The following is a 15,079-nucleotide window of genomic DNA, read 5'->3' on the forward strand; positions in this document are numbered from 1 at the left end:
TTATGAAATACTTTTTATCGGTTTTATGTTTGATTATTGGAAGTCAAATTTTATTAGCAACTACTTTTTCCATTGATAAAAATATAAATCAGAAAGCTTTTGAAATTTTTACTTCAGAACATCAATCTGTTATCTTATACGATAAAAATGGTAGTTCTTTAGATTCTATTTCAGCTTATTTATTAGCAGATGATATCTTTAAAGTAACAAACTACAAACCCGAAGTTCTTACTAATTTTAAGAAAGCAAAAGGGCATGTTATTGTTATAGGAACAATCAAATCAAAACTTTTAAAGAAGTTTTTATGTAAAACGAATATAAAATCAGACTTCGAAAATCAATGGGAAAGCTATTCGTATCAAACGGTTTTAAATCCGAATAAAAGAATAAAAAAAGCATTTGTTATAGCGGGAACAAATCCAAGAGGTACTGCTTATGGTGTTTTTAATATTTCAAAAATAATAGGCGTTTCTCCTTGGTATTGGTGGGCTGATGTTTCGGTTAAAAAACAAAAAGAATTAATTCTAAACGAATCTAATTTTTATAGTAAAGCACCTTCTGTAAATTATCGTGGTATTTTTTTAAACGATGAAGATTGGGGCTTACAACCATGGGCAGCAAAAACATTCGAACCTGAAATAGGCGATATTGGTCCAAAAACCTATGCCAAAATATTCGAGTTATTATTACGCTTAAATGCGAATTCTATTTGGCCCGCAATGCATCCAAGTACCAAAGCATTTTTTTATTATCCAGGTAATGCTAAAATGGCAAATTTATACAACATTGTTATTGGTACGTCTCATGCAGAACCTATGTTAAGAAACAATGTGGACGAATGGAATAAAGAGGCATTTGGCAGTTTTAATTATAAAACAAATAAATCTACTGTTCTTAATTATTGGGAAACTCGTGTTAAAGAAGCTAAAGAAATTGATGCTATTTACACTATGGGTATGCGTGGTGTACATGACAGTGGTATGGAAGGCGTAAAAAGTAAAGATGAAGCCGTTTCAATTTTAGATGGCATCATCATGGATCAAAGAAACCTGCTTAAAAATTATATAAATGATGATGTAACTCAAGTTCCTCAAGCATTTACTATTTACAAAGAAGTTTTAGATTTATATAAAAACGGTCTTATTGTTCCAGAAGATATTACATTGGTTTGGACAGATGATAATTATGGATATATTAGAAACCTAAGTAATACAGAAGAGCGTAAACGTATTGGAGGCGCAGGCGTTTATTATCATGCGTCGTATTGGGGAAGGCCTCATGATTATTTGTGGTTAAGCACAACAAATCCGGCATTGATACGAGAGGAAATGATGAAGGCTTATAATTTGAATAATAAAAATATTTGGATTTTAAATGTTGGAGATATTAAACCTGCTGAATACAATACTCAGTTATTTTTAGATATGGCTTATGATGCCGAAAAGTTCCAAAATTCAGAATATATAACAACGCATCAACAAGAATTTTATGGAAATATTTTTGGTTCAGAATTAGGGAAAAGTATTTCCGATATTAGAGCAGATTATTTTCAGTTAGCATTCGAACGTAAGCCAGAATTTATGGGATGGAGTCAAACAGAAAGAACTACACCTATTTATAATACAGCATATAACACACTAAGTTATGGTGATGAAATTCAAGAGCGTATTGATGCTTATGACTATATTGAAACAGAAGTTGATGTTATTGAAAAAAAGTTACCTGAGCATTTAAAAAGTGCGTTTACACAATTAGTTGGTTATCCTGTAAAGGCATCATCTCATATGAATAAAAAATTCTTGTTTAGAGATAAAGCGATGACTTATGCTAAACAAGGAAGAAAAAGCGCTTTAAATTATGCAAGATTATCTCATCAATCTTATAATGAAATAAAGTCTTTAACAGAGGCATACAATCAATTATCAGAAAGTAAATGGAATGGTATGATGGACATGAAACCTAGAAGACTTCCTGTTTTTGATGATCCTGAAATAATTTTAGCTAAAGTAAATACAAAAGAAAGTATTGGTATTTCAGTTGAAGATACATTAAAAACGCATAATGGAGAATTACAATTACCAACGTTTTATATAAACGATTCAATATCATATTTCATAGACATCTATTTAAAGAATGATGAAAATGGAACTTGGTCTTTTAATGAGTTTCCTAAATGGATAAAACTGAGTAAAAACATCGGTAGTTTAGAAGCTTCAAGTATTAATGAAGATCGTGTTTTTGTTTCAATTGATTGGAATGCGTGGATTGAAGTAGGAGCACCTAAATCTGAAGTATTAAATGTTCAGTTAAATTCAATAGAGAAAGTCATTCATTTAAAAATTTCAGATAGCTATAAAAAAACACATAAGAATAGTGTTGTTGAAAAAAATGGAATGGCAGTTATTTATGCAAATCACTTGTCTTCAATAAACAATGTAGAATCATTAAAATGGGAAGAAATTAAAGGTTTAGGGCATTCAAAAGTAGTGATGCAGTCTTTACCATTAGAAGCATTGCCAGTTTTAAATCATGAGGAAGCACCTGTTTTAAGTTATGAATTATTTACTGAAACAATCACTGAAAATGCTATACTAAATCTAGTAGCTATACCAACACATCCTATATCAACCGATACCGAACTTAGAGTGGCAGTACAATGGAATGAACACCCCATTCAAATAATTAGTTTTAAAACAGAAGGAAGAAGCAATACGTGGAAACAAAATGTATTGAGTAATACGGCCATTAAACAAATTAAAGTACCTATTAATAAACAAGGTAAACAAGAATTAAAAGTTTATATGGTTGACCCTGGGGTGTTGCTAGATTATTTTGTTCTAGATACACGAAATCAAAAAAGCGTTCCTTATAAATTAATGCCAGAAACCATATTAAATTATCTAAAAGAAAAGAATAGATAAAAAGGGAAATAGTATATTTAGGGGGTCTTTTTGGAATACACATAAATTAATGATTCAAGAATTTAAAACAACTAACCATGAATGGGATTAATAAAGTATTATTTTTAAGTTTAATTTTTGGAATTATCATTAATATGCATTCACAAAATAAAGAAATCAAACTTTGGGATGAGGTACCTAATTCTAAAGAAAGCAAAGATTATCAAGAAGTTTTCAGATTAGATTCAGAAGGTAAACCAAACGCTATTAGAAAGGTTGTAAATCCAAGACTTAAACTGTTTTTAGTAGATAATAAAAAAACTAATAATACGGCTGTAATAATTTATCCTGGTGGCGGGTATGCTGTTTTGTCACACGATAAAGAAGGTGATAAAATAGCAGAATGGCTTAATTCTATTGGTGTTTCAGCATTTGTTTTAAAGTACAGATTGCCAAGTGATATCATTATGAATGATAAAACTATTGGTCCACTTCAAGATGCTCAAGAAGCTATGAGAATGGTAAGGGGAAACGCTAAAGAATGGAATATCAATCCTAATAAAATAGGCGTTATAGGCTTTTCAGCAGGCGGTCATTTAGCTTCAACAATTTCAACACATTATAATGACAACGTTTATACTTCAGATGAAACCAGTGCTAGACCAGATTTTTCTATGTTAATTTATCCTGTAATTTCTATGGAAGATGGCATTACTCACAATGGTTCAAAAGTTAATCTTTTAGGAGATATCCCTTCTGAAGTATTAATTGAAAAATATTCCAATGAAAAACAGGTAAATGAAAACACACCTCCTACTATTTTAATCCATGCTTCAGATGATGGATCTGTTCCTGTTGAAAACAGCATCAATTATTATTTAGCATTAAAGCAAAATAAAGTGCCCGCAGAAATGCATATTTATGAAAACGGCGGACATGGCTTTGGATTAGGAAGATTTGGAACACATTTAAACTGGCCAAAAGCATGTGAAGATTGGTTAATAGCAAATAAGTTTATTCCTGAAAAAGAGGTTTATATGTTTTCTTATTTTAAAGGAAATGGAGAAGACGGTTTGCATTTAGCATATAGTGAAGATGGTTATACATGGGAATCGTTAAAAAACGACACTTCTTTTTTAACACCAGAAGTAGGAAAAGATAAATTAATGCGCGACCCTTGTATTATTAAAGGTGGTGATGGTTTATATCATATGGTATGGACAGTGAGTTGGACAGATAAAGGTATTGGATATGCACATTCTAAAGATTTAATTAATTGGTCTGAACAACAATTTATTCCAGTAATGCAATACGAAGAAGGGACTCGTAACACATGGGCTCCTGAAATTACTTATGACGAAGAGCGTAAAGAGTATATGATTTATTGGGCGTCTACAATCAGAGGACATTTTCCAGAAACTCAAATAGAAGAAGATGATGGTTATAATCACAGAATGTATTATACAACTACTAAAGATTTTAAAACTTTTAGCGACACCAAATTGTTATACGAACCAGGATTTAATGTTATTGATGCTACCATTAAAAAGCAAAACAATAAATACATCATGTTTTTAAAGGATGAGACAAAAAATCCTGTTCAGAAAAACCTCAAAATAGCATTTAGTGATAAACTAACAGGACCTTACACAAAAGCAAGTGATCCTATTACAGGAAACTACTGGGCAGAAGGGCCAACAGTTATAAATATAGATGGTAATTGGATTGTTTATTTTGATAAATATAAAGACCATAAATATGGGGCTATTAAATCTACAGATTTAAAAACTTGGGAAGATATTTCAGATAAAATTCAATTTCCTAAAGGCACAAGACACGGTAGTGTTTTTAAAATTTCTTCAAGCGAATTTCAAAAATTAAAAGATTAAGATTTTTAAGTGGGTATGTTATGTTTTAAGAAGCTTTAAAATGAAATAATAACTATGAATCCCCTTTTGAAGTATTAATAGATTACACTTTCATTTTACTATTATTAATTAATAGAATAATGTGTTTATTGCATTTACTTCTTTAAATGTAAATCTATTTTAAATTATATATTATTTAAATAAAAACACTTGTAAGATTTTTATTTGAATAATTAATTTTATTAAATAAAAAAATAAATAATAGGTCTTATATCCGATTAGTTGTGCATTTCGTCTAAAATTTAGAAGCTCTCAGGTAGGTGCAGGATAGTGGTACTGATATATCATAATATATTTATAAAATGTAATGGATTACATTAACTAATATTTAAACCACTTTGTACATCACATTTACATTAAAATATATTTATTAACTAATTAAAACAACTTTACTAAAATTATGAAAAAAACTTTACTAAAAAACGTATTATCGTTTTGTGCTTTAGTCTTCACTGTGGGGACTTTAAGTGCACAAAATACAATTACATGGACAGGAGCTGTAGATTCTGTATTTGTTAACCCTGCAAACTGGAGTCCTGCTGGAATACCAGATAATGCTTCTGATGTAGTTATTGATTCAACTACAATTAAACCTTTTTATATAACATCTGTACAAGATGCAGGTAATTCGGATAATTATATTTCACATTTAACTGGTTCTGGAGGTGTATTAAATATTTCTGGACCAATTTTAATTGGTGGCGGTAGTGGTAATTACTTTGGAGGTAATTTAACACTTAATGCAGGTGCAGATGTAAATATCAGAAATCAAGGTCGTTTTGGTCAAGCTGGAAACCCATCTGTAATTAATGTTTATGGAGGTCTTTTAAATACTAAAAATCAATTAATAGTTGGTGATGGTGGAGACTGTACTTTTAATATAAATGGTGCCGATGCTAAAGTAACTTCTACTGGAAATGGATTGATTTTAGGAGGTTATGCGGGTAATGGTGTTATTAACCTTTTTAATGGAGAATTAATCCTTAACGGAGGAGTAAAAATTAATGAAGCTGGTGCTGGTGATGGTTACATGGTTATTTATTATAAGAGTGACACAGATAGAGGTACTTTAAAATTGCCTGGAGATCAAAAAACTCTTGTAGATGGATTAATCGCTGCTAATAAAATAAGACCAAGACCAAGTCAAATGTTGGGAGTAATAGTAGCAAACGATACAACTTCTGTTATTGCTTATGAGCCTAAATCAACTGGCGATAATATTGATTTAATAACTTGGACTGGAGCTGAAGATACAGATTTCTTAAATCCAAATAACTGGGATTTAGGTGTTATTCCAAATGAGTTTGATGATGTGCAGATAGAAACATCAGCTAATGCACCAGTATTAGGTTCTTCATTGAGAAGTATTGATTCTGATAATAACTTTTTACAAGGTGTAATAAGTCATCTTTATGGTAGATCAGGAACAGCTCTTACTATTGCAGCACCTTTAGCTATTTATGGTGGAAGTGGAAATTATATGGGTGGAGATTTGACACTAGAAGACGGAGCTGATGTTAACATCAGAAATCAAGCACGTTTTGGTGGTTCAAATGACCCATCTTTAGTTAATATAAATGGTGGGATATTAAATTCTAAGAATTATTTAATTGTTGGTGATAACGGCGACTGTGAGTTTAACGTTAATGGAGGTGAAGTAACATCAACAGGTCAAGGAATTATCTTAGGAGGATATAATGGTTATGGAGCAGTAAACTTAAATGGAGGTAGTATGAAATTAAAAGGCTTAGCTATTGATGGACGTGCTGATCGTGCTGGTGCTGGCCACATTACTATTGATGGTGGTAGTTTAATTGTTGTTGGAGACCAAAGAGGAGAATTAGAAGGATTGATTGCTGATGGTAAAATAAAAGCAGCTCCTGGTAAAGACATCGTTTCTAGTTTCGATTTTACAAACACAACATTTACAACTGTTGATGCAGCAGGACCAAAAGAAGTAGTATACCTTACAAAGGCTAAAACTATGGCTGCTGGAGCTTCTACTGTAGATAATGATGCTATTATTAGAATGTTACAAGCTGATGCTAATTTCAATGTAACAGTTGTACAAGATCCAGATGCAAATATTGATCTTTCAGGTTATGATTTAGTTATTGTACAAGAAACGTTTGGTTCAGGTGATGCTATATTTACTGGTTCTGCTAGTATTAGAAATATTAGTGTGCCAATGATTATTAATAAAACATATGCTTGGAAAAGTGGTAAGCCTGGTATTACAGAAGCTGATGCAAGTATTGTAGAATCTACGTCTTTATCAGTATCTGTTAATCATAGTCCTAGAAGAGCTGACCCATTATTTAGTGGTATAGATTTTTCAGAAGGAAATGATATTCAGTTATTTGCTGATTTAAGTACTGATGATATTGGAACTGCAGGTGGAGGAGCTAAAGGACTTCAAGTTCTTAATGATATAGATATTGCTAATAACAACATTGGTGGTAGTACAGGTTCAATGCATGCTGAAACAGCAGACGTTACAACTCCAAGTGCAGCCATTGTATTCAATGAATTACGTGCTGGTGTTCAATTAGGAGAAGATGCTTTAGATGTACTTCAAGTACCTGTAATTGCTTTCTCAATGAATTATGGAGCAATTGCATTAGGAGATGGTGAAAATATTTCATCTGAAGCTTTAACTATCTGGAGAAATGCTGCATATCACTTAACTGGTATGATATCTCCAAATACATTATATGTAAACCCTGATTATATAGCATTAGGAATTGATGATATTACTAAATCTAATGTTTCAACTAATGTAAAATCTTATGGTAATAGAGTTTATGTTTCAAATGTAAAATCTGCAACAGAAGTAAATATCTATAGTATTACTGGAGCATTAGTAAAATCTTTAAAAACTAATGAAGATACTAACTTTGCATTTAAATCAGGACTTTGGATTGCGACTGTTAAAACAATTGAAGGTCAAAAATCTGTAAAATTTATTACTAAATAAAATACATAAAATTTAATTAATAGTATCTTTTATAATTTTAGTAAGGGTGTATATTTAAATATACACCCTTACTTATATATAGAAAACAAATGAATTGGCTAAGACTATAAAGGTTTTTCCAAATCCAACAAATGGTGTTTTTAATGTTAGTTTAAGTAATAAATCCTTAATACAGTTAATTCAGAATTGTATAGTATAAGTGGAGCTTTAATTTCATCACAAAAACATAATGTTAATCAAGATAAGATTGAGTTAAACATTACTGATAAGCCATCTGAAATATTTTTTCTTAAAGTGTTATTAGAAGAACCTGTAATATTAAAAGTAATAAAACATTAATCTTTTTTACTTTTTATTATAGATTTTAATTTAAAAAAAGCTATTTCTTTTTAAAGAAATAGCTTTTTTGTTTAGTTCTAAAACTTATCTTATCTGTTTAATTCTAATGCAGCCATTATAAATGGACCTAAACCATGAGAGTTGTTCGTTAAGATAGGTTCACTTAAATAGTATTCATAAGAACCATCTCTATAGGGATTACCTCCTAAACCTGCACTTTTACAAATTTGATTTAAATGTATTTCTCCATCTGCATCAACTGTAACTAATTTATTAATTAAACCATCAAAACCTTTATTGGCAATAGTTTCAAATTTAGCTGGTAAGTATCCTTTATGAGCACCTTTTGCAAAGGCATATATAAACATTGAAGATCCAGAGGCTTCTAAATAATTTCCTTCTCTATCTTGCATATTAGGTACTTGATACCATAATCCAGATTCGTCTTGAAAATTACTTACAGCTTCTGCTAATTCATTTAAATAATCAATTAACAGTTGGTGTTTTGGGTGCTCTTTTGGCATATAATCTAACACATCAACTAAGGCCATAGAATACCATCCTAATGCTCTTAACCATATATTAGGAGCACATCCTGTTTCTTTGTTTGCCCAATCCATTTGTTTGCTTTCATCCCAAGCATGAAAATACAAACCTGTATTTTTGTCAAAAGTTTTATCATGTAAAAGTTTAAATTGGTGAGCTATATCGTCAAAGTTTTTTCCGTTTTCAAATACCGAAGTATATCTAGCGTAAAAAGGTTCACCCATATATAAACCATCTAACCACATTTGGTTAGGATATATTTTCTTGTGCCAAAATCCATTAGATTTTGTTCTTGGGTGTCCATCAAGCTGACTTCTTAAAAGTTTTAAGGCGATTAAATACTTTTCGTCTTTGGTTTTATCATATAGATTAAAGAGTAGTTTTCCAGAATTTATTAAATCTATATTATAACTTTCAAGTTTATAACCTTTAATCGTACCTGTGCTATCAATCATCATATCAACAAAATCCTTGATATAATTATAATATTTTTCATTTTTAGTTTTCTCGTAAAGTCTTTCGTAAGCCTTTAAAACTAAACCTATTTTGTATTCCCATTTTGGTTCAGGAATATGATCGATATCCCAAGCTTGAGGATTGCGTTTTATTATTGAAAGTGCCATACGTTCAGACCATTTTAATGTATCAGAAATCGTTAGTTGTTTAGTTTTCTCTACTTTAGGACTTTCTTTTTTTTCTTGTTTACAACTATTAAATATAGCTACACAAAAAAATATAAGAACAAGAATAGAGGTATGTTTGTTAATTTTCATTGTTTTATTATTTTAATTCTTGATAAAAAATAACCCGCAACAGTTATGAAGCGGGTTATTAGTATTAAAACAAATATTAATTATTCTGATGCGTGACCGTATCCTTGAGTAATTAAACCGTTTGAAGTTGATAACGTTGTAAAAGGAACAGCTCTCATATAGCGAGGTGGTTCACCTGCTGAATAATAAGAATCTGGATACCCTTTAAATATATCTGAAGTGTATTGACTTTCATTAGCAATAATGTTAGAACCCCAATCAGATTTTTCATAACCATCTGCTTCTAAAGCAGCTGCTATAGGTCCATCTGGATCAATGTATTCGTATAAACCACGAATTGCTAAGTTAACTTTATCGCTAGAAAGCGTAGCAATATAGTCTGTCCATAAATCACTAGTACCTCTCCAACCCGGAACTAATACAGGGTATTTAGGATCTGCAGTAGTAATACCGTCAGGAGTTTGAGTTGTTAAAAGATTTAAAGAAGGATCTATGTCAGTTTTAATATTTACATATTTAGTCCAAACATAATTAGAAATTGTCATTCCAGTTTCTGGGAATGTATAATATCCATCAGCTTTTAAACCTTCTACCATAGCTATTTGTCTGTCACGAAGTGCTTTTATTCTTTCAGGCATTGTACCATAAAGCGTCATATCCCAACGTGTTTTACCTTCAGCTGCTAATTCTAACTTACGTTCTTGAGCAATAGCGTCGATTAAACTTTGTCCAGAAAGGCCATTAATATAAGCGGTAACCTTTGTAGCTTGATCTGCAGCACTAAAAGCACGACTACGTACTTTTGTTAATTCTGTTTTTGCATTAGCATCCTCACCAAGTGCAGCATATGCATAAGCAAGGTCTAAAATAACATCTCCCATTCTTACTTGTTGCCAGTTACAACCAGATTGACGTTGCTTAGTTGTGTATGGTTCAGCAAAACGAGATTCATCAAGTTTATTGTGAGCTAAGCCACCTTTTTCACGACTTCCAGGATTAAAATTGATTAATCTTTCAGAAGCTGCTCCAGAATTTGCAGTCACACAAGCTGTAACATCACGACGTAAATCTCCTGCTATGTAATCGCCATAGTAGAAACTTGCATAAATACGGCTTTGTCCATAATTTTTACATGGATAAGCATTTCTACTTCCACCACCTGATGGACGACCAAAAGAATAAGGGAAATCTGAATTTTGACCACGTGTATAGCCAGATTCATATAAAGATTCCGGGCTTATTTCTAAATCCATTAAATATTGGAAGTTACGTTGGAAAGGGTTATTAAAACCAGCACCACGCTCATCATTAGTTATTAAACGGGCAGAACCTGGATTATCAACAACTTTTCTGTAATGATCTTTAGCAATATTCATATAAGTCTGCCAATCGCTACGTCTAACATATTTTGCTTGCCAAGTTGAGTTTTCGATTCCTATTTGATCAAAAGAAACACTTCCGTAATCAAAATCTGTACGACGTAATTGATAACCTGCAGCATCAAATGCTAGTCTACCAGCTACATAATCAGCATAGGTTCCAGAAAAACGCTCAGCAGTTAGTCCGCCACCACCTAATCTATACATTAAAGGAATTGCTTTTTTAAGAGCAGCAATTTCTTTCTCGTAAATTACATCACGAGAAGTCATTCCTAAAGTATCGGTTTGAGCTGTACTTCTAATAGCATAATCATAATAAGGTACATCACCAAAATAACGTACTAACAATTTATAAGCTGTAGCACGAAATGCAACAGCTTCACCGTATAATTGTGTCCATGCACTAGGTTGACCAGCAGCTACAGCAGCTTGATAATCTTCATTAGCTTCTAGAGCCTCTAACATGATGTTAACTCTATTAATAATGATATAACATTCATTCCACTCTTTTGAAGAATTTCCATCGTTAATATTGAATTCAGAAGCAAAAAGTCCTTCTGGGATATGACGTCCTTGAGACGCATAATTTTCAGGGTGACATTCAGAATCTGATCCTACAACTTCTGTTTCATAAAACATCAATCTATCTAAATCATACCAAATTTCATATAATCCCGCAAGAACTTTAAAAGCCTCACTAGGTGAACCAAAAACAAAATCTTCATCAACACTGGAAGGTGCTTGCACCTCCAAGAAATCTTCCTTACAGGCTGTATTTAAAAGTATAAATACAGATAGTATTAAATAAAATAATTTTTTCATAATTTAATTTTTTTTTTTATTAAAACTCAATATTCACACCAAATGTATATGTTCGAGGTCTTGGGTAGGCATTTAAATCTAAACCTGGTGTAGGGAAATTACCACCACCATCATTATCATCTACATTAACTTCTGGATCGAACCCTTTATAACCAGTTAGAGTAAAAGCATTAAATATAGACGTGTAAAAACGCAATCTATTAATACCTAATTTATCAATAACATTTTGAGGAAGTGAATATCCAAGAGTAAATGTATTAAGTCTTAAATAAGACCCATCTTCAACACCAAACGTAGAACTTACAGCACTTTCAGGATAAGGTAAATAAGTAGTAGCATTTGCATTAAGTGCATCTAGTGCAGCAGGTTCAACTACTTTAGTTAATTGACCATTTACTATATCGTAAATTTTATAATGTCCAGCTAATTCTTGAAATCTATTTCTAAATAATCCAGACTCTTTATTACCTAAATATGCTTGTACTCGGTTTGCATTATAAATATCGTTTCCTACACTCCAAGTAAAATCTGCATTAAAATCGAAGTTTTTATAGTTACCACTTAAATTAAAACCACCTGTATGAGCAGGGTTTGTATCACCAATAACACCAATATCATTATCATCAATAACTCCATCATTATTAATGTCTCTTAGTTTTTGAACACCAGGATATGCCGTTTGAGCACCAGGTTTATTACTAAAAGTACCATAAATATTAGGTAATATACCACTTGCAATATCTGGAACTCCAGCTTTTAGTGTATATATTTGAGTCCCTGGATCATAGTCAAAATCTGCAGTAGTATACATACCATCATGCGTATAACCTCGTAGTAAACCTACAGGGTCTCCTACACGTAAGAAGTAGTCGTTACGAGGGTTAAGACGTACACCACCAAAACCAGAACTGTATTCTCCATTAACACTATCATCAAGTTCGTCAATATTACCTTTATTAATATTGATGTTAAAACTACCATATAGATTAAAGTCTTCAGAGCTTATAAGAGTTCCTCCTAAAGAGAATTCAATACCCTTATTACTTGTTGCACCAATGTTGTTATATCCAGTGCTGAAACCTGTAAGAGCACTTCTAGGAGTTCTTACTAATAGGTCTTCAACGGTGTTTTTATAAAGGTCTATAGCACCAGTAACATTACCATTAAATAATGTAAAATCGAAACCTAAGTTTCTAGTAATAGTTGTTTCCCATACTAAATTAGAGTTAGCGAGCTCACCAGTTGCAGGGATGTTTGATGATAGTCTTGTTTCGCCTAAAGAGAATCTAGTTTGAGCAGCTTTCCAGTTTTGTTTCCATAATTCTGAATTAATACCATCTGCCCCAACAGCTCCATATGATATACGAACTTTAAGGTCGTCTAACCAGCTTACATCATTTAAGAAATTTTCTTCAGATACACGCCATGCAAAGGCAGCAGCAGGGAAATATCCCCAGTTTTTTGTTGGTGCAAACTTTGAAGATCCATCTGCACGAAAAGTACCTGTAAATAAATATTTACCTTTAAACCCGTAAGTTAGTCTAGTAAATAAGGACTGTTGTGTTACTGGAGTGCCTCCAGCTGTAGTGTATGAGTGATTCGCAGAACCATCTTCAGGATCACGATAATATTCTTGCATATTGTTCCATGCACGTTCAGCATCATAAGCTTCTGGGAATTTTGATGCATTTATAGTAACCGTTTCACTACCAGAGTCGGCAACCTCATAACCAGCTAATAATCCTAATTTGTGGTTTTCACCTAATCCTTGAACATCATAGTTTAATGTGTTTATCCATCTGTAGTTCCACCCTTGTTTTTGTTGAGTTCTAGCGGCACCAACTAGGTTTATGCCGTCTTCAGTAACTTCATTTTGAGGACCACCAGACCAAGATTTACTATTACTCCATAAGCTTACTAAGCTAAAATCTGTTTTTGCAGTAAGACCTGGAATAACTTCATAGCTCAAAGATGTATTGGTAACTAATGAGCGTGATACACCATCATTTTGATTATTATTTAAAGCAGCAATTGGGCTAAAGTCATCATCTAAAACACCAAGATAATCACCTAATTGTGTATTACTTGTTATATCAGAATCACCAAGAATATCAGCAGAATTAATAGGGCGGAAGTAGTATGCTGTAGAATTACCTCCATTGTCACCTTCACTTGTTTGTGAATAACGTGTGTTAAGTGAAAATTTAAGTTTGCTTCCTAAGTTTTGGTCTAATCTTAATTGAAGGTTTGTTCTTTCAAAAAATGATCCAACTTTATTTCCTTCTTGGTCAAAATGATTTAATGCTAAAAGGTATTTAGCATTTTCGTTTCCACCAGAAACATTAACATTATGACTATGTGAAAAAGCACTATTATATAGTTCTTTAGTATAATCACGACTAGTAACATTTTTGTAATAATCAATGCCTGCAGAATTGCTACCATTTTGACTACCAATTAACCATAATCTTTCCCAAGCATCACTGTATTGACTACCAATAGCATCTGCATAAGACCAGTTATAAGCTATATAATCATATCCATTCATTACTGGTAAGTATTCTGGAATTGTACTAAACTGCGTAAAACCATCGTATGTTACTTTTGGTTTACCAGATTTACCTCCTTTGGTAGTAACTATAATTACACCATTCGCACCACGAGCACCATAAATAGCTGTTGAAGATGCATCTTTTAATACATCAATACTTAAAATTTGGTCACCAGGTATATTATCTATAGAACCTACAGGGAAACCATCAACAACAAAAAGTGGTTGGTTACTTTGAGTAAGAGAACCACCACCACGAACACGTATTGCAATATTTGCACCTGGACGTCCATCTTGAGTTGTAACTCTTACACCTGGTAGTTTACCTTGTATAGCTTGTGCAGCATTTGCTACAGGTACTTTTACAATGTCTTCTCCAGATACAGATGCAATAGCACCAGTAACATCACGTCTTGTAGTACTACCATAACCAATTACAACAACTTCGTCTAATTGACCAGCTTCTTCTGCCATATTAACATCTATGGTAGATTTACTGCCTACAGTAATTTCTTTTGAAGTATAACCAAGGTAACTAAATACTAAAACGTCACTAGAATTAGCTTTAAGGGTATAGTTACCATCAAAATCGGTGGCTGTTCCTGTAGTGGTGTTTTTAATAATTACCGATACACCTGGTAAAGGAATTCCAGATTCATCTGAAACTGTACCTTTAACAGTATTTTCGTTTTGCCCATAAATAGGTAGGCATAGTATTAATCCTAATAAAAAGAAGTAATACTTAATGTTTTTGTTTGTTTTCATTCTTTTTTGTTTAGTTGTGGTTTTTAATTTTGTTTGTTAGTTTGATTGTTTTTTTTTTCATACGCGATTTGTTATTAAGTTATTAAATCATTCCATCGA

The 15,079-nt window shown here is 32.1% G+C and carries 7 protein-coding genes; 4 read left to right on the forward strand and 3 right to left on the reverse strand.

The window, feature by feature from the left end; translation table 11 throughout:
* Window positions 1-2: 2 nt before the first annotated feature.
* From ACH5TX_RS17125 to ACH5TX_RS19125, 4 genes are all read left to right on the forward strand, one after another.
* A complete protein-coding gene (locus tag ACH5TX_RS17125) occupies window positions 3-2,921 on the forward strand; it encodes a glycosyl hydrolase 115 family protein (RefSeq protein WP_439340714.1) in 2,919 nt (972 codons plus the stop codon).
* A 77-nt stretch (window positions 2,922-2,998) separates the two neighbouring features.
* The gene (locus tag ACH5TX_RS17130; protein WP_439340715.1) at window positions 2,999-4,789 is read left to right on the forward strand and encodes a prolyl oligopeptidase family serine peptidase; all 1,791 of its coding nucleotides are present in this window, start codon (window positions 2,999-3,001) and stop codon (window positions 4,787-4,789) included.
* A 439-nt stretch (window positions 4,790-5,228) separates the two neighbouring features.
* Window positions 5,229-7,805 carry a hypothetical protein gene (locus ACH5TX_RS17135; RefSeq protein WP_439340716.1) on the forward strand — a complete coding sequence of 859 codons (2,577 nt, stop codon included), beginning with the start codon at window positions 5,229-5,231 and terminating at the stop codon, window positions 7,803-7,805.
* 94 nt (window positions 7,806-7,899) lie between these two features.
* On the forward strand, window positions 7,900-8,004 hold the full coding sequence (locus tag ACH5TX_RS19125) for a T9SS type A sorting domain-containing protein (RefSeq protein ID WP_500691797.1): 105 nt from the start codon (window positions 7,900-7,902) through the stop codon (window positions 8,002-8,004).
* Window positions 8,005-8,233: 229 nt separating this feature from the next.
* Here the strand turns inward: ACH5TX_RS19125 and ACH5TX_RS17140 are convergent, their stop codons facing one another.
* The 3 genes from ACH5TX_RS17140 to ACH5TX_RS17150 form a co-directional block, all read right to left on the reverse strand.
* Window positions 8,234-9,463: a glycoside hydrolase family 88/105 protein gene (locus ACH5TX_RS17140; protein ID WP_439340717.1), complete on the reverse strand. Its 1,230-nt coding sequence runs from the start codon at window positions 9,461-9,463 to the stop codon at window positions 8,234-8,236.
* An 80-nt stretch (window positions 9,464-9,543) separates the two neighbouring features.
* The gene (locus tag ACH5TX_RS17145; RefSeq protein ID WP_439340718.1) at window positions 9,544-11,664 is read right to left on the reverse strand and encodes a RagB/SusD family nutrient uptake outer membrane protein; all 2,121 of its coding nucleotides are present in this window, start codon (window positions 11,662-11,664) and stop codon (window positions 9,544-9,546) included.
* Window positions 11,665-11,683: 19 nt separating this feature from the next.
* The gene (locus ACH5TX_RS17150) at window positions 11,684-14,980 is read right to left on the reverse strand and encodes a SusC/RagA family TonB-linked outer membrane protein (protein ID WP_439340719.1); all 3,297 of its coding nucleotides are present in this window, start codon (window positions 14,978-14,980) and stop codon (window positions 11,684-11,686) included.
* Between the last annotated feature and the right edge of the window lie 99 nt (window positions 14,981-15,079).

The sequence above is a fragment of the Thalassobellus citreus genome, from assembly GCF_044385915.1.
In the GTDB taxonomy this organism is placed as follows: domain Bacteria; phylum Bacteroidota; class Bacteroidia; order Flavobacteriales; family Flavobacteriaceae; genus Thalassobellus; species Thalassobellus citreus.

Bases quoted from the DNA above. Each gene is read 5' to 3' on its own strand.
- ACH5TX_RS17125 (WP_439340714.1), top strand. From the start codon at position 3: ATGAAATACTTTTTATCGGTTTTATGTTTGATTATTGGAAGTCAAATT.
- ACH5TX_RS17130 (WP_439340715.1), top strand. From the start codon at position 2,999: ATGAATGGGATTAATAAAGTATTATTTTTAAGTTTAATTTTTGGAATT.
- ACH5TX_RS17135 (WP_439340716.1), top strand. From the start codon at position 5,229: ATGAAAAAAACTTTACTAAAAAACGTATTATCGTTTTGTGCTTTAGTC.
- ACH5TX_RS17140 (WP_439340717.1), bottom strand. From the start codon at position 9,463: ATGAAAATTAACAAACATACCTCTATTCTTGTTCTTATATTTTTTTGT.
- ACH5TX_RS17145 (WP_439340718.1), bottom strand. From the start codon at position 11,664: ATGAAAAAATTATTTTATTTAATACTATCTGTATTTATACTTTTAAAT.
- ACH5TX_RS17150 (WP_439340719.1), bottom strand. From the start codon at position 14,980: ATGAAAACAAACAAAAACATTAAGTATTACTTCTTTTTATTAGGATTA.